Origin of the sequence: Nocardia cyriacigeorgica, from assembly GCF_029868385.1 — a bacterium.
In the GTDB taxonomy this organism is placed as follows: Bacteria; Actinomycetota; Actinomycetes; order Mycobacteriales; family Mycobacteriaceae; genus Nocardia; species Nocardia cyriacigeorgica_F.
Window position 1 is genome coordinate 296,850 of the sequence record NZ_JARWNX010000062.1, and the last position, 16,405, is coordinate 313,254.

12 protein-coding genes are annotated in these 16,405 nt (G+C 67.4%); 7 read left to right on the forward strand and 5 right to left on the reverse strand.

The window, feature by feature from the left end:
• Positions 1–200: 200 nt before the first annotated feature.
• Complete coding sequence (locus QH168_RS24185) at positions 201–5,615, forward strand: glutamate synthase-related protein (RefSeq protein WP_280467940.1); 5,415 nt, start codon at positions 201–203, stop codon at positions 5,613–5,615.
• 7 nt (positions 5,616–5,622) lie between these two features.
• Positions 5,623–7,362: a diflavin oxidoreductase gene (locus QH168_RS24190; RefSeq protein ID WP_280467941.1), complete on the forward strand. Its 1,740-nt coding sequence runs from the start codon at positions 5,623–5,625 to the stop codon at positions 7,360–7,362.
• A 203-nt stretch (positions 7,363–7,565) separates the two neighbouring features.
• Here the strand turns inward: QH168_RS24190 and QH168_RS24195 are convergent, their stop codons facing one another.
• Both QH168_RS24195 and QH168_RS24200 read right to left on the reverse strand, forming a co-directional pair.
• Positions 7,566–8,027, reverse strand: coding sequence for a M15 family metallopeptidase (locus tag QH168_RS24195; protein WP_432421165.1), 462 nt, complete (start codon positions 8,025–8,027; stop codon positions 7,566–7,568).
• A gap of 407 nt (positions 8,028–8,434) precedes the next feature.
• On the reverse strand, positions 8,435–10,114 hold the full coding sequence (locus QH168_RS24200; protein WP_280467942.1) for a fumarate hydratase: 1,680 nt from the start codon (positions 10,112–10,114) through the stop codon (positions 8,435–8,437).
• Between the two features lie 248 nt (positions 10,115–10,362).
• On the opposite strand from QH168_RS24200, the gene QH168_RS24205 reads away from it, so the two are divergent.
• On the forward strand, positions 10,363–10,893 hold the full coding sequence (locus tag QH168_RS24205; protein ID WP_280467943.1) for a MarR family winged helix-turn-helix transcriptional regulator: 531 nt from the start codon (positions 10,363–10,365) through the stop codon (positions 10,891–10,893).
• Between the two features lie 25 nt (positions 10,894–10,918).
• Here the strand turns inward: QH168_RS24205 and QH168_RS24210 are convergent, their stop codons facing one another.
• Entirely contained in the window at positions 10,919–11,488 is a 570-nt protein-coding gene (locus QH168_RS24210; RefSeq protein WP_280467944.1) for a TetR/AcrR family transcriptional regulator, read from the reverse strand.
• Between the two features lie 138 nt (positions 11,489–11,626).
• Here QH168_RS24210 and QH168_RS24215 point away from each other — a divergent pair, with 138 nt between their 5' ends.
• Positions 11,627–12,520, forward strand: coding sequence for an NAD(P)-dependent oxidoreductase (locus QH168_RS24215; protein ID WP_280467945.1), 894 nt, complete (start codon positions 11,627–11,629; stop codon positions 12,518–12,520).
• Positions 12,521–12,557: 37 nt separating this feature from the next.
• Positions 12,558–12,776, forward strand: a complete 219-nt coding sequence (locus QH168_RS24220; RefSeq protein ID WP_280467946.1) for a hypothetical protein — start codon at positions 12,558–12,560, stop codon at positions 12,774–12,776.
• Here the strand turns inward: QH168_RS24220 and mftD are convergent.
• Together mftD and mftE are read right to left on the reverse strand one after the other, a co-directional pair.
• Positions 12,757–13,992: a pre-mycofactocin synthase MftD gene (gene mftD / locus QH168_RS24225; protein WP_280467947.1), complete on the reverse strand. Its 1,236-nt coding sequence runs from the start codon at positions 13,990–13,992 to the stop codon at positions 12,757–12,759. The genes QH168_RS24220 and mftD overlap by 20 nt on opposite strands.
• Positions 13,989–14,687 carry a mycofactocin biosynthesis peptidyl-dipeptidase MftE gene (mftE, locus tag QH168_RS24230; RefSeq protein ID WP_280467948.1) on the reverse strand — a complete coding sequence of 233 codons (699 nt, stop codon included), beginning with the start codon at positions 14,685–14,687 and terminating at the stop codon, positions 13,989–13,991. Before mftE ends, mftD begins: the two co-directional genes overlap by 4 nt.
• 65 nt (positions 14,688–14,752) lie before the next feature.
• Here mftE and mftR point away from each other — a divergent pair, with 65 nt between their 5' ends.
• Positions 14,753–15,418 carry a mycofactocin system transcriptional regulator gene (gene mftR / locus QH168_RS24235; protein ID WP_280467950.1) on the forward strand — a complete coding sequence of 222 codons (666 nt, stop codon included), beginning with the start codon at positions 14,753–14,755 and terminating at the stop codon, positions 15,416–15,418.
• 86 nt (positions 15,419–15,504) lie between these two features.
• Entirely contained in the window at positions 15,505–16,398 is an 894-nt protein-coding gene (locus QH168_RS24240; protein WP_138458732.1) for an STAS domain-containing protein, read from the forward strand.
• Positions 16,399–16,405 lie beyond the last annotated feature (7 nt).

Consider the following 16,405-nt stretch of genomic DNA (forward strand, 5'->3'; position numbering starts at 1 on the left):
TGTGATGTAAGTCCCTGCAACTATTCAGCGAAGTCACCTTAGGCTAGGCTTCGCTAAGTTTGCGGTGGGCGATATTCGCCGCCCCATCGGCCCGACCACGCGCGATCCGCGGGGGTCCGGGCGGGTTCGCTCAACGGACGAGAAACCCACAGTCACACGCTGGGTGCGTCGTTCGCGACGCTGGTGAGAGAGAGCGTCGGTTGAAGGGGCTGTATGACCCGGATCAGGAGAAGAGCAGCTGCGGCGTCGGGTTCTTGACCCGTAAGGACGGCGTGCAGACGCACGAGGTCATCCGCAAACTGCATGAGGCGTTGTGCGCGGTGCCGCATCGCGGCGGGATGTCGTCGGAGGGTGTCGGTGACGGCGCGGGCGTGAACCTCGATCTCTCGCTGCGTTTCTTCTCCGAACTCACCGGGCGCGAGCTGCGGCTCGGGCAGTTCGGGGTGGGCAATTTCTTCCTGCCCACCGATCCCGCGTTCCACGCCGAGGCCGAGACGGTGATCGAGGCGGCGCTACGGGCGCAGGATTTCGAGATCCTGTGCACGCGCGATGTCCCGGTGGACGATTCCGTGATCCGCCCCGCGGCGGTGCGGTATCAGCTCCCCATCCGGCAGTGGGTGTTCCTCGCCGAATCCGACCGTGCGATCCACGACGCGCTGCTGGCGATCGAGGTCGTCGCCTACACCAGGCCCGAACTCCAGGGCATGTATCCGCTCTCGCTCAGCGCCCGCACCCAGGTGCTCAAGGGCAGGCTCAACTCGAACGAAGTGGTGCCGTACTTCCGCGATCTGGCCGATCCGCGGATGGAAGTGCATTCGATGTTCTTCCACACCAGGTTCTCGACCAATACCGCGCCCAATGCCACCATGGCGCAACCGTTCCGGCTGATGGCCCACAACGGCGAACTGAACACCGACAAGAAGAACCGGCTGTCGGAAAACGCCATCGCCCGCGCCCGCAATCGCGCGATCGTCCGTCCGCTCGGTCAGTCCGACAGCTGCCGGCTGGACCAGACATTGCAGAACCGCGTCCTGGAAGATGATCTGGACCTGGTCACTGCGGTGGTCGCCATGATGCCGCCCGCCTGGGAGAACGATACGACGCTGTCGCCGCAGGTGACGGCCATGCTCGAGTACTTCAGCCTGTACGAGGAGAAGAACGACGGCCCGGCCGCGCTCATCTTCGGTGACGGCACCATCATCGGCGCGCGGCTCGACCGGCTCGGCCTGCGTCCGCTGCGCACGGTGGAGACCGCCGAATACCTCGGGGTGATGTCGGAGGCCGGGCAGGTGTACTTCCCGCCGGACGAGGTGGTCCGGCGCGGCCGGATCGAAGCGGGCGGCATGCTCTGTTACGACCATGCCGAACGCCGGTCCTACACCACCACCGAAGCGCTGGAGATGCTGGCGGCCCGCCACGACTATCCGGCGATGCTGGCCGAAGCACGAGTGAATCTCGCCGATCTGCCGCCGATTCCGCCCGCCGAGCAGGGCTCGCCCGCACGCTATGACGGCGATCTGGACCGCCCTCAACGCTATGTCGCGTACTCGCTCAATCAGGAGAGCTTCAAATTCCTGATGGACCCGATGCTGGCCACCGGGCAGGAGAAGATCTCCGCCATGGGGTACGGCGCGGCGATCAACGCCCTGTCCAACCAGGAGGGCGGGGTCGCGAAATACTTCTCGCAGCGGTTCGCGCAGGTGACGAATCCGCCGCTGGACAGTATCCGCGAAGCCGACGGGATGACGCTGCGGGTGGCGCTGGGCGCGAAGCCGAACAGCGGCGCGAAGCCCGCGCCGCAGATCGTGGTGCGGTCGCCGATCCTCACCCATCTCGACATGCTCCAGATCCGCGCGCAGGAACATACGCCGGTGCGGCGGTTCGGTATGCGCTACCGGGTCGATATCGGTGATCCGCGCGGTAACGCCGAGGCGCTCGTGCACGCGATCGACGAATTGTGCGACGAAGTGGAGGCCTTCGCCCGCGAGACCGGTGGGATCGCGGTGATCACCGATCGGCACGTCTCCCGCGAGCGCGCGGCCATGCCGCTCATCATCGTGGTGTCGGCGATCAATCAGCGGCTGATCGAGGAAGGTCTGCGGCTGCGGGTATCGGTGATCGCGGAGAGCGGGCAGCTGTGCTCCTCCCATCACATTGCCACCGTGCTCGGGTTCGGCGCGTCGGCGGTGTATCCGCTCGCGGTGCAGATGCGCGCGGAGGAGAAGTACGGCAGCGATGCCGACACCGCGTTCGCGCATTTCGCCAAGGCGGCCGAGAAGTCGCTGATGAAGACGATGGGCCGGGTCGGTCTGTGTACCGCGGAGAGCTATATCGGTGGCGAGTTCTTCGAACCCAACTATCTGGATACCGGTGATCCGGTGCTGCGCCGGTACTTTCCGAATGTCGTCTCGCCGGTCGCGGGTGTCGGTTTCCCCACCCTCGCCGCCGCCGTCGCCGATTGGCACGCCCGCGCGCTCGAGGTGACGGGCGAGAAGGACATTCCGCTGCTCGGCCTGTTCAAGGAGCGGGCCGAGGGCGCGGGCCATTCCTACGGCACCACGGCGGTGCGCGGATTCGTCGATATGACCGAGGAGTCGATTTCCTTCGACGATACGGCCCGCCCCGACAACCCGGATATGGCCGACGCCGCGTATCTGCGGCTGCTGCCGATCAACCAGCTCGAGGGCGCGTTCGGTCTCGACGACACCGCCTACAGCAATACCAGCTTCGACGAGTTGTCCCCGCGCGCCATCGACAGTTTCGATATCACGCCCGGCTACCGCACCTTCGTCCGCGCGATGAACGCCGAACGCACGCGGCGCCCCGCAGCGCTGCGCGATGTGCTCGCCCTGCCCGCCGATGTGAACTTCGTGCACACCGCCGAGGAATTCCGTATGGAGATGGGGCAATTCGCGCGGTTCGGCAACAACTGTTTCCAGGTGCGCGGTCTGACCTGCATCCGGGACGACGAGCTTTTCGTCCTGCGCCTGACCCACGGACCCGAACGGCTCGACGCGCTCGCCGTCTCGCTGCGGGAGCGGTTCGGTGACGAAATCGGCGACATCCACCTCGCCGACGGTGCGCTGCGCGTGCGGGCCACCGGCGAGGCCGAGCAGTATCTGGGCAGCATCAGGACCGCACCGGCATCGATACCGCTGGCCCGGGTGCAACCGGCCAGCGAGATCACCCGCACGCTGGCCTCGGGCGCGATGAGCCACGGCGCGTTGGTCGCTGCCGCACACGAAGCGGTGGCACACGGCACCAATATGGTCGGCGGCATGTCGAACTGTGGTGAGGGCGGCGAGCACATCACCCGCTACGGCACCATCCGCGGTTCGCGGATCAAACAGTTCGCCTCCGGCCGGTTCGGGGTGTGGGCGGGTTATCTCGCCGATCCGATGCTGCGGGAGCTGGAGATCAAGATCGGGCAGGGCGCCAAACCCGGTGAGGGTGGGCAGTTGCCCGCGCCGAAGGTGACCGTGGAGATCGCGGCCGCCCGCGGCGGCACCCCCGGTGTCGAACTCGTCTCTCCCCCACCGCATCACGATACGTATTCGATCGAGGATCTCGCCCAGCTCATCCACGACTGCAAGGCGGCCAGGGTGCGGGTGATCGTGAAGCTGGTCTCCTCGGAAGGCATCGGCACCATCGCGGTGGGCGTGGCGAAGGCCGGGGCCGATGTCATCAATGTCGCCGGAAACACCGGCGGAACCGGGGCGGCGGCGGTGACCAGCCTCAAGTACGCGGGCCGATCGGCGGAGATCGGCGTCGCCGAGGTGCATCAGGCGCTGTGCGCGAACGGTATCCGGCAGAAGGTGAGCCTGCGCTGTTCGGGCGCGCATCAGACCGCGAGCGATGTGGTGAAATCAGCGCTGCTCGGCGCCGACGGCTTCGAATTCGGCACCACCGCGCTCATGATGCTCAAGTGCGTGATGGCGAAGAACTGCAATATCAAATGTCCCGCCGGGCTCACCACCAATGCCGAAGTGTTCGAAGGCGATCCGCGCGCGCTGGCCCAGTATCTGCTGAACATCTCACATGAGGTGCGCGAGATCCTGGCGACGCTCGGCCTGCGCTCATTGCGCGAGGCGCGCGGACGCAGCGACCTGTTGCAATTGCTCGACCATCCGGCCGGTATCGGCACCCTCGATCTGCGGCGCATGCTCGCCGTCGCCGAGGAGTTCGTGGTCGCCGACCCGATCTACATGGAGAAGGATTATGCGGTCGACGACGCGTTCGGAGACCGGCTCGATTTCGCCGGTGTCGCGCTGGAGCCGGTGGCACTGACCAACCGGGACAAGAGCGTCGGCGGTCAGCTCGCCATCGATATCGAACGAATGCTCAACCATGAGCACGCCGACGGACCCGCGGTGGCCACCGACGATCGCGGCCGTCGCTATCTGCTGCCCGACAGCGTGCGGATCACCACCACCGGTTCGGCGGGTCAGAGCTACGGCGTCTTCTGCAACGACGGCCTCACGCTCACCCACACCGGCACCTGCAACGACGGCGTCGGCAAGGGCGCCTGCGGCGGCACCATCGCGGTGCGGTCGCCGGGCGGCGGTTCCGACGCACCGGGCGGCAATGTCCTGGTCGGCAATTTCGCGCTGTTCGGCGCCTCGGGCGGGCGGTTGTTCGTGGAGGGTGAGGCCGGTGACCGGTTCGCCGTCCGCAATTCCGGTGCGAGCGCCGTGGTCGAGGGCGTGGGTGAATTCCTGTGCGAATACATGACCAATGGCGCCGTGCTCAATATCGGCGGATTCGGCAAGGGCGTCGCGACCGGTATGAGCGGCGGATTCCTCTACCAGTACGATCCGGCGGGAGAACTGCCCGCCAAGGTCAGCGCTGATTCGGTGCGCGTGCTGCCGATCACCGAAGCACCCTTCCACGAGGTGGCCGCGCGCACGCTGCTGGAATGGCATACCGACGCTACCGGCTCGGTGAAAGGCCGTGCGCTGCTCGATGATTGGGATACCACGCGCACGCACCTGGTGTACGCGATGCCGAGCGCGCTGCTCCAATATCAGGACGCCGACGCGATCCTGGCCGCGAAGACCCGCAAGGAGCTGCTGGATGAACTCGCGGCCGCGCTCGCGGGCCATCAGGTGCGCAAATTCAAGATCTCCTATCGCGAACAGCGCACCGTGCTCGGCGGATCGGTGCCCGGATACGGCGATACCGACACTGACGAGATGTATGCCCTGCTCAACACCTACACGGTCCTGAACATGGCCCAGCAGCTCGCGCTGTCGCGGATGCCGGATGTGACCGATGTGCAAGACCCGCGCATCGGTACCGCGGTGCGCAATCTGATCCTCACCGAGGATTTCTTCCTCATCCAGAAGCTCCAGAAGTACGCGCGCGAAGCGATCGACGGTTTCGACGACGAGGACCTCGCCGTCCTCATCGCCAACAAGCGGCTCACCGATTACAAACAGGCGCTGAGCAGACGCAATGTGCGTTCGATGGACAGTCCTGGCACCTACGGCTGGATCCTGTTCCAGAGCGCCAAGAACGTCGACCGGATCGGTCGCCTGCCCTCGTTCGAAGAGTTGTTCGCCCATCAGGCCATCCCGGTCGTCGCCGTCTCCGGCCCGACCCTCCAGACCACGTGAAGAGCCCATGAAGATCGCCTACATTCCCGAAGACGCACCGTTCAACGAGGATCAGCGCGCCTGGCTCGCCGGTTTCCTCGCGGGCCTGCATTCCCGGATGGCCATGAACCTGGCGTCACCGCCGCCCGCGAACACCGATACCGTGGCGCCGCGACCGGCGCTGCGGATCCTCTACGGCACCCAGACCGGTAATGCCGAAAGCGTCGCCGGTGATGCGGCGGCCGCGGCGAAGGCGCAGGGCTTCGACGCGACGGTGAACGGACTCGATGAGATCACCCTCGACGAATTCGCCGGTCTGCGTTACGTGCTCATCATCACCTCCACCTACGGTGAGGGCGAGATGCCCGACAATGCCGAACTGTTCTGGGAGGCTCTGTCGGCTTCGACCGCGCCGCGGCTCGAGAGCGTCGCGTACGGTGTGCTCGCGCTCGGCGACACCGGCTACGACGGGTTCTGCCAGGCAGGCAAGCTGATCGACACCCGGCTCGAGCAGCTCGGCGCACATCGCATCGTCGGCCGTGCCGACTGCGATATCGACTACGAGACCCAGGCCGCCGAATGGGTGCGCAATGCGGTCGGCACCCTGGTCACCCTCGCGGGCGCCAGCGGTACGCCGGGTACCCCGCCGCCGAGCACGGTCGCACGGTCGGGATGGACCCGCAAGAATCCGTTCCGCGCGCAGCTGCCGGTGAATCGGCTGCTGTCGGGTGCGGGTTCGGCCAAGGAGATCCGGCACTACGAGTTCGCGCTCGCCGACAGCGGCATCGCCTATCAGGCGGGCGATGCCCTCGCCGTGCTGCCGGACAACGATCCGGCGCTCGTCGCGGCGATCGCCGAGCATTTCCGCGTCTCCCCCGACACCCTCGTCGACGGTGAACCGCTGGGTGAGCTGCTCGGCCACCGGTACGAGATCAGCACGCCGTCGAAGGACCTGATCGGCGAGGTCGAGAGCCGCGCCGAGCACGAGGAACTCTCCCATGTGCTGCGCGGCGGGGTGAAGGAGGCGCTGGACCGCTGGCGCTACGGCAAGGATGTGCTCGACATCCTCCGCATCGGCGGTGACGCATTGAGCCTCGAGGAGTTCATCGGACTGCTCAAACCGCTTCAGCACCGGGCCTATTCGATCTCCTCCAGTGCGCTGGCCCATCCCGAACACATCCATCTGACCGTCGCCGGGGTGCGCTATCACAGCGCCGGTCGGGCACGCGGCGGCGTCTGCTCGACCTTCCTCGCCGATCGCTGCGACAGCGCCGAGATCTTCCTGCAACCCAACAAATCGTTCCGGGTGCCCGGTGACGACGACGCGCCGATGATCATGGTCGGGCCCGGCACCGGTATCGCGCCGTTTCGCGCGTTCCTCCAGGAGCGGGAGCAGCGCGGGGCGGGTGGACGCAACTGGTTGTTCTTCGGCGATCAGCATCGGGCCCATGACTACGTCTACGAGGACGAACTCACCGCCTGGCATGCCAGCGGTCTGCTCGACCGGCTCGATCTCGCGTTCTCCCGCGATCAGAGCGCCAAGGTCTATGTGCAGACGCGGATGCGTGAGCACGGTAGGGATCTGTTCGCCTGGCTCGAGGAGGGCGGTCATTTCTATGTCTGCGGTGATGCGTCGCGGATGGCCAAGGATGTCGATCGGGCCTTGCACGACATCGTCATCGAGCACGGCGGGCTCGACGCCGACGCGGCCGACGAGTACGTGAACACGCTCAAGCGCGAGAAACGATACGTCCGCGATGTGTACTGACGGCCGCCGCTGCGAACACTGCCCGGCCCGGCCGATCGGCGCCGGAGCGCGGAGAGTGGCCGAGGCGCTCTCACCACCGAGCGCTACCGGGTGCTGCCCGCGCCCGGCGCATCGATCCGCGTCGTACCGCATCTGGATCAGGCGTGGGAGGCGATCCTCGCGTCCCTGCCCGACGACGAGCAGTAGGCCGACTGTTCGCCCGGTCAGCGCACGCTGGCATCCGGTACGCGGGGTGGGCACGCGGTACCGGGGAAGGTGGCCAGCTCGAAGTGCCACCATTCGTTGTCGAAGGTCCGGCACAGCCCCCAGCGGTTGCCGTTGGCCTCGAGCCAGCGCGCGCCCTCGATCGGACCGACATCGACGGCCTGGCCGGTGACGTGGGTGGATTCGTTCGGCGGCAGTACCCAGCGGCGGGCCTCGGCGGGGCTGCCGTAGGTGCGTACGCCCTCGTCCCACAGGGCTTGCTGTTCGGCGTGGGTGCGGTAGCCGGAGGTGATCGATAGCGGCACGCCCGCCGCGTGTGCCTCGTCGGCGGCCATGCTGTAGGCGAGCGCCAGCAGCGGATTCAAGCCCTCGGTACCTGCCGCCGCGATGGGCCAGACCAGGGCAGCTCCCGAGGGTGTCGCGGGGTCGGCGGTGGGCGCGGCCTGCGCGGCGGGCGCCATGACCAGCGGCGCTGCCAGCGGCGCCGCCGCCATGACGACCGCGGCGGCGATCCGTTTCGACCGGGCGACCTCAGCTGTGCCGCGCGCTTTCCTCGGTGACCACATAGCGGTGGATAGTAGCGCGACGCGCCGAGCGTCCCGGGTCACACCGGCACCGACGTGACCTGGGACAACAATGTGACACGACAGCTGTCCACAACCTTATCCCCGTGTTGTGGATCACATTCGGCAAGCGGCAACGGTTTTCGGCACCGGTGCGGTCAAGCCCGTTGACCACCACCGATGCCGACGGGTAGCCGATGCGAACCTACTGCCGCACAGACGATTCCGCTCAGCACGCTGGCTTTCCACAGGTCATCCCCATCATGTGCACAACCTATGACTCGCCCGACCTCGGGACACGTCGCTCAGACGCGTTCCTTGGAACGGGTGCGCACCCGCAGCGCGATCGGCTTCTGGGTCTCGGCGAAGAAGTCGTTGCCCTTGTCGTCGACGACGATGAAGGCCGGGAAATCCTCGACCTCGATCTTCCAGACCGCTTCCATGCCCAGCTCGGGGTACTCGAGCACCTCGACGTTCTTGATGCAGTCGAGGGCGAGCCGAGCGGCGGGACCGCCGATCGAGCCGAGGTAGAACCCGCCGTGCTCCTTGCACGCATTGGTCACCTGCACCGAGCGATTACCCTTGGCCAGCATGACGAACGAGCCACCCGACGCCTGGAACTGATCGACATAGGAGTCCATCCGGCCCGCGGTGGTCGGCCCGAAGGAACCGGAGGCGTAGCCCTCGGGAGTCTTGGCCGGACCGGCATAGTAGACGGCCATATCGCGCAGGTACTCCGGCATCGGCTCACCCGCGTCGAGGCGCTCCTTGATCTTGGCGTGCGCGATATCACGGGCCACCACCAGCGGGCCGGTGAGCGAAAGCCGGGTCTTGACCGGGTATTTCGACAGCTCGGCGCGAATCTCCGACATCGGCCGGTTCAGGTCGATCCGCACCACGTCGCCACCGAGGATGGCGTCGGTCTGCTCCGGCAGGTACTGGGCCGGTTCGGTTTCCAGCTGCTCCAGGAACACGCCATCCTTGGTTATCTTGGCCAGCGCCTGGCGGTCGGCCGAACAGGACACGGCGATGGCGACCGGACAGGACGCGCCGTGACGGGGCAGACGGACCACGCGCACGTCATGGCAGAAGTACTTACCGCCGAACTGTGCGCCGATACCGAATTCGCGGGTGAGCTGGAAGACCTCTTCCTCGAGTTCGAGGTCGCGGAAGGCGTGCCCCGTCATCGAGCCCTCGGTGGGCAGATTGTCCAGATAGTGCGCGGACGCGTATTTCGCCGTCTTCAAAGCGAATTCGGCGCTGGTGCCACCGATGACCACGGCCAGGTGGTACGGCGGGCAGGCGGCGGTGCCCAGCGAGCGGATCTTCTCGTCGAGGAACTCCAGCATCCGCGTGGGGTTCAGGATGGCCTTGGTCTCCTGGTACAGGAACGACTTGTTCGCCGAACCGCCACCCTTGGCCATGAACAGGAACTTGTAGACCGGATTCGCCGGATCACCGGGGTTGGAGTACAGCTCGATCTGCGCGGGCAGGTTGGAGCCGGTGTTCTTCTCGTCCCACATGGTGAGCGGGGCCAGCTGCGAATAACGCAGATTCAGCTTCGTGTAGGCATCGAATACGCCGCGGCTGATCCATTCGGCGTCGTCGACTCCGGTCAGCACGCCCTCGGACTTCTTGCCCATGACGATCGCGGTACCGGTGTCCTGGCACATCGGCAGGATGCCACCCGCCGAGATATTGACGTTCTTGAGCAGATCGAGCGCCACGAAGCGGTCGTTGCCGCTGGACTCCGGGTCGTCGATGATCTTGCGCAGCTGGGCAAGATGCGCGGGCCGCAGATAGTGGCTGATGTCGTGCATCGCCTCGGCGGTGAGCATCCGCAGGGTCTCCGGCTCCACCTGTAGGAAGGTGCGGCCGTTCTGCTCGAACGTGCTGACGCCTTCGGTGGTGAGCAACCGGTACGGGGTGTCGTCGGCGCCGATCGGCAGCAGGTCTGAGTAGCGGAAGTCCGGCGCGGCGGTCACTGAAGCGCACTCCTTCGGGCAAGTGTCGGGCTCGGCAACAGTCAGGGCTGGACTGAAGCACAGCGAGCCTAACGACCGATCGGGGGCGCACCTGCGGTTAGGCAACCCTATCCAGAAGCCGTGACACTGGGATGCGCCACAAAAGGTTGCACGTTCAACCCCAGGGGTGCTACCTGTCGTTCCAGCAGGTATCGCGCGGGGCTCCGGGCGCGCGGCACCTGATCCGATCCGAAAATTGGAGCACGAACGTGACCGACCCCCACTGGCTCGATGACGTCGAGATGCGGGCCTGGCTGGGATTCGTCCGGACCCGCGATCTGATCGCCGCCGCCGTCGGCCGCGATTCGACCCGGGAATCCGATCTCACCTATGTCGAATACTCGGTACTGGCCTATCTCGCCGAAGACCCGCAACAATGCCTGACCTTCGCCGACCTGGCGGCCAAGCTCGAATGGTCGCAGAGCAGGCTCTCGCATCAGATCACCCGGATGGAACGGCGCGGACTGGTCGCCCGCCAGCCCATCCCCGACGACGCCCGGCGCACCGCCGCCTGCCTCACCCAGCGCGGTATCGACGCGCTCGATACGGCGGCACCCGCCCATGTGCTCAGCGTGCGCAAGCACATGATCGACCTCCTCGACCGCGAACAGCTCACGGCACTGGCCGATATCTACGACACCCTGCTCGCCCACCATCGCGCGGCGACCGGCAACGGGGCGTCGGTGTCCGCGCCGGCGGGCAGCTCGTCCGCGCCGGTGCGCGATTCGGCGGCCAGCTGAGCGCTCACCGCGATGCACGAATGGCTCAGCGCAGTGCGGCGGCGAGTACGGCGTCCGCGTAGGCGCGGTCGATGGGTTCGTCGCTCACCAGCAGGCGGTACCACAGCGGCGCGACCAGCGAATCCTCCAGTAGTTCGGGGTCGACGTCGGGCAGCTGTCCCGCGCGCTGGGCGGCGACGATGCGGGTCTGGTTGTCGGCGCGCAGCGGTGTGTGCACCCGTTCTCGGATGGACGCTTTGAGTTCCGGGTCGAGCTGGGCCGCGCCGAGCACGCCGATGACGACCGGACGCAGGGTCGGATCGTTGAAAGTGTCGACGAACCCGTAGAGCCAGCGACGCAGATCGGCGACCACATCACCGTCGCCGGATGCCGGTAGCGGCACCACCGGGGCCGCCCAGATCTCGAGCAGCGCGTCGAGCAGCACCGCGCTTTTGGATCGCCACCAGCGGTACACCGTCGGCTTGCCCACCTCGGCTCGTGCCGCGATCGCCTCCATCGTGACGGCGGCGAAGCCGTGTTCGGCGCACAGGTCGACAGCGGCGCGCAGGATCGCGGACCTGGAGCGGGCCGCTCGGGGGGTCGGTGCATCGGACACGACCGGACCCTAGCACCGAAACGAAACGTTACGTTCTTGACGCGCACCCACTCCACGGCCGATACTGCTCAACAGAACGTTACGTAACGTTCTGTTGCCCGCATCGTCGGGCGCCGAACCCGAGGAATGGGAGATCACGTGTCCGGGAACGACAAGTACGCCGCCGACGTCTCGGTCATCGGCCTGGGGCAGTTGGGGACCCGGCTCGCCGAGGCCTTCCGCGCCGCCGATCAGCGCACGGCCGTCTGGAACCGCACCGCTGCCGCCGCCGAACCCCTGGTCGCCCGTGGCGCGATCCGGGCGGACTCGGTGGCCGACGCCATCGGCTCGGCCCCGGTCGTGGTGGTCTGCCTGCCGGATTACGACACCGTGCGGGCGGTGCTCGCACCGCATGTCGAGCAGTTGCGTGGCCGGGTCCTGGTGAACCTGACCTCGGGCACACCGCAGGAAGGCCGAGACCTGGCGGCACGAGCGGCCGCGGCGGGCGCCGGATATCTCGACGGCGCGGCCATGAGCGGCACCAAACGGGTCGGGCAGCGGGACGCACTGTTCGTCTTCAGCGGCGCCACCGACGCCTTCGACACCCACCGGTCCGTGCTTGCGAGTCTGGGCAATGCCGTCCATCTCGGGACGGACCCGGGCCTGGCGGCCGTGTACGACACCGCATTGTTCGCGATGGCGTGGGGCGCGCTGGCGGGCTTCTATCACGCGGTCGCGCTGACCGACGCCGCCGATATCGAACCCGCCGCCTTCGCACAGGTGGCGACCGGACATCTCCCGTTCATCGGCTCACTGATGATCGAGCACGCCGATCAGATCGCGGCGGGCGTGTATCCGAACGACGACGGCACGGTCGCGGTGCACGCGGCGGCGATCGACCATCTGGTCGCCTCCGGCGCCGATCAGCACATCCATCCCGGCCTGCCCGAGCTGATCCGGGCGCTGCTGGCCCGCGCGGAATCGGCCGGGCACGGCGCCGACGGCATCGCCAGTGTGGCCGCCGCGCTGCGATCGGTGCCCGCCGATGTCTGAACACCAGCGGTGATGGTCCGCGGCCCCGGTCTGATACGTGGGCGACGATCCGGGCGCCGCCGAAACACACGATCTGGCGCTACTCGGCGCCGGATACGTGGCGCTGACCGGATTCCTGCACGCTGCCGCCCTGCTCACCGCGAGCGGCGGCGTCACACCGGAGCGGTTCGCGGACGGGTACGGCGAGGAGAGCTTCGCCAGCATCTTCGAGCTGCCGGTACCCGCCCGCGATTCGGCTACCGCGCTCCGGCGGTAGCCGCGGACTGCGCCTGCTCCGTCGATGCGGCCGGAGCAGGTGCGGCCGGAACACCCAGCGCCCGTTCGAATCCCGCGGGTACGACGATATCGCCGCGGTCCAGCTCGGTGATGCTGGTCTTGCGCAGGCCCAGCAGCGCCGAATCGATGCCGCCGCGCAGGATGTCGAGCACGTTCTCCACACCCGCCTGCCCGTTGGCGGCCAGACCCCACAGGTAGGCGCGCCCGATCATCACGGCGCGGGCGCCGAGGGCGACGGCCTTGACCACATCGCTGCCACGCCGGATGCCACCGTCGAGCAGGATCTCGATCTCCGAACCCACCGCGTCGGCGAGCACCGGCAGCGCGCGGATGGCGGCGGGGGTGCCGTCGAGGTTGTTGCCGCCGTGGTTGGACACCGAGATGGCGGCCACGCCCGCGTCCACGGCGCGGTGGGCGTCGTCGACGCGCATCACGCCCTTGAGCATCACCGGGCCGTCCCACTGTTCGCAGATCCATGCCACATCGGCCCAGTCGGGGGCCGGGGTGCCCATCCATTCGCCGTACGCCCCGAAGAACCCCGGTGCCGGGGCATCGCCCACCGCCATATTCGGCGCGGTGAGATCGGGCAGCTTGCCCGATCGCACGTAGGTGGTCAGCCAGCGGGGCTTGATCATGGTCTGCGGGGCGAACTTCATCATGGTGCGCAGATTCAGCGATTCCGGGATCACGGGGCTGCCCCAGTCGCGCCCGTGCGAGAACGACCAGTCCAGCGTCAGGATCAGCCCGACCGCGCCCGCGGCCTTCGCCCGTGCCATCCGCGCGGAGATCTCGTCCTTGCTGCCACACCAGTACAGCTGGAAGAAGGTGGCCGGATTGGCCGCGATCACCTCTTCGATCGGTTTGCTCGCGAACGATGACAGACCCATGGCGGTCCCCCGCGCGGCGGCGGCTCGAGCCACGGCGACCTCACCGTCGGGGTGCACGGCCTGCACGCCGGTCGGCGAGATCAGCACCGGCATCGAGATCTGTTGTCCCAGCACGGTGGTCGACTGATCGCGCGCACCGATCGGCCCGGCGACGTGCGGTGCGAAACCCAGTTCGGTGAACGCGGTCTGATTGTCCTCGATGGTCTGGCCGCGTTCGGAACCGGCGATCAGCGCGCCGTACACCGATTTCGGGAGACGTTTCTTCGCGCGCCGCTGCGCTTCGGCGACGGTTTCGAACCACGGGTTCATGGCTGGATCCTTTCGGGATTCTCCGGCCACCACAGCCGGGTCTGATCGGTCAGTTGTGCGGTCAGCTCGGCGAGCAGGGCGGCGCCCTCCGCAGCGGTCGCGCCCACCGGATCACCGAGCACACCGTTGGGGCTCACCGCGCGCACTCCCCCGGCCCGCAGCAGCGGCAGGATCTGCGGTAGCGGCCGGATATCGCCGGCTTCGGCGCGCTCGGTGCGGACCCGGCCGGGTTCGAGCGCCAGTTGGAGCGCGGTCTCGGTGCGGCCAGCGTGCGGATCGCCGTCGTAGCGCGGCAGGAACAGGCGCACATCGCGGGATTCGGTGCGCAGCAGCGCGACCGCGCGGCGCAACGGCTCGACATTGCCGCCGTGCCCGTTGACGAGCACGATCCGCTCGAAACTCTCGGTGGCCGAACGGCACAGCTCGACGATCACCAGCTCCAGCGCGGCGGCGCCGATGGACAGCGTGCCGGGAAACCCCGCGTGCTCCCCGCTGGATCCGTACGGAATGGCAGGCGCGACAAGCACATCCGAGCGTTCGGCGGCCAATCCGGCACACAGCGCGCGGGCGATATCGGTATCGGTGGACAACGGCAGATGCGGGCCGTGCTGTTCGGTCGAACCGACCGGCACGGCCACGATCACACCCGCGGCGACATATTCGCCCGCCTCGGGCCATGTGAGATCCGCCATCATGTCGCCGACATTAACGTCACTCACTGACATAATCAATAGGCCGCTCGGCCGCATAATCAATAGCCGTGACGGCACACAGCACCCGCGGGCGCCCACGCGGCACCAGCAAACGCGCGCTCGAACTCATCGCCATGCGGCTGTTCAGCGAACAGGGCTTCGATGACACCACCGTCGAGCAGATCGCCGCGGCGGCGGGCGTCAGCGGCCGCACCTTCTTCCGCTACTTCCCCAGCAAGGCCGAGGTGCTCTGGTACCAGTTCGACGACGAGGTCGCGGCCCTGCGCGCCGACTTCGCCACCGTCGACCCCGACATCCCGATGATGACCGCCGTCCGCCAGGTGGTGGTCAACGCCAACCGCTACCGCGCCGAAGACGTGCCGGAACTACGCACTCGTATGCAACTGGTCGCCACCGTGCCCGCCCTCGCCGCCACCGCGGGCGCGCACTACGACGCCTGGGAGCGCACCGTCGCCGCCTTCGCCGCGAGCCGCCTCGGCCAACCCGAGGACGCGCTGATCCCGCTGGCCGTCGGACGCGCCACCCTCGCCGCCGCGCGCGCCGCCTTCGACGCCTGGCTGACCCGCGCCGATACCGATCTCACCGTCTATCTGGACGAGGTGCTCGGCGCCCTGGAACACGGCTTCGCCACCCCGCGCGAACGCGGAGGTGACCGGCGCCACGGACGCACAGCCCGACCTGGTGGTTTCGACGGCAACACCTCTGGGGTATGACTAGGCTCGATATCGGCACGCAGCCGAGCGTCACCCAGACCCGTGGGTCAGACCAGTCGTACCCGTCGAAAGGGGCACGAGTTTCCATGTCCGAGGTGTCCATGAGCCTTTCGGCGGACTCACTGGCCGCAGGACCGGTCGACAATCTGCTTCCGCAGCTGGTCGAGCACCTGCGCCAGAACCGCACCGTGCTGCGGGAAGAATGGGCGCGCCGCATCACCGACGCCCGCCTGCTCACCGCGATGACGCCGGAGGAGATCTTCTCCGAGGCCACCTCGATCTTCGACAACTACGTCGAGGTGCTCGAGACCGGTAGCGTCGAAGCGCTCCAGGCCTACGCGCGCGATCTGTCCGAGCGCATCATCCCGAGAGGCGTCGAAACCGACGAGATCCTCGGCATCGTGCTGCTGCTGCGTGACGTGCTCGCCCGCTCGCTGTTCGAGAAGTACCAGTCGAACTTCGAACTGCTCAACGACGTCCTCGACGCCTACGAACCCGCGGCCAACCGCATCGCCAACACCGTGGGCGTGTCGTTCGTCCAGGAGCGCGAGCGCGTCATCCGCCAACAGCAGGAGGCCATCCGCGAGCTGTCGACGCCGGTGTTGCAGGTGCGCGAGCAGCTGCTCATCCTGCCGATCATCGGCGTGCTCGACAGCCAGCGCGCCCGCCAGCTCACCGAGCAGCTGCTGCGCGCGATCCGCGCCAACCGCGCCAAGGTGGTGGTCATCGACATCACTGGTGTGCCGGAGATCGACCAGACGGTCGCCAACCACCTGGTGCAGACCGTCGACGCCTCCGGGCTGATGGGCGCCAATGTGATCATCACCGGCCTGTCCTCGGATATCGCGCTCACCCTGGTCACCATCGGACTCGATCTGTCCAAGATGAACGCGGTCGGTGACCTGCAAGGCGGTATCGAGGAGGCCGAGCGGTTACTCGGCTACGAGATCTCGCGCGTCTCCGAACGCAGCGGGCGCTGATCAGCAG

What these genes read in the sequence shown, in the direction of transcription:
- QH168_RS24195 (WP_432421165.1), bottom strand. Translation starts at nt 8,027, where the DNA reads ATGGCGCCCGCCGCGCAGGCCGCGCCCACCGCCGACCCCGCGACACCC.
- mftE (WP_280467948.1), bottom strand. Translation starts at nt 14,687, where the DNA reads ATGATGGCGGATCTCACATGGCCCGAGGCGGGCGAATATGTCGCCGCG.
- QH168_RS24240 (WP_138458732.1), top strand. Translation starts at nt 15,505, where the DNA reads ATGTCCGAGGTGTCCATGAGCCTTTCGGCGGACTCACTGGCCGCAGGA.
- mftD (WP_280467947.1), bottom strand. Translation starts at nt 13,992, where the DNA reads ATGAACCCGTGGTTCGAAACCGTCGCCGAAGCGCAGCGGCGCGCGAAG.
- QH168_RS24190 (WP_280467941.1), top strand. Translation starts at nt 5,623, where the DNA reads ATGAAGATCGCCTACATTCCCGAAGACGCACCGTTCAACGAGGATCAG.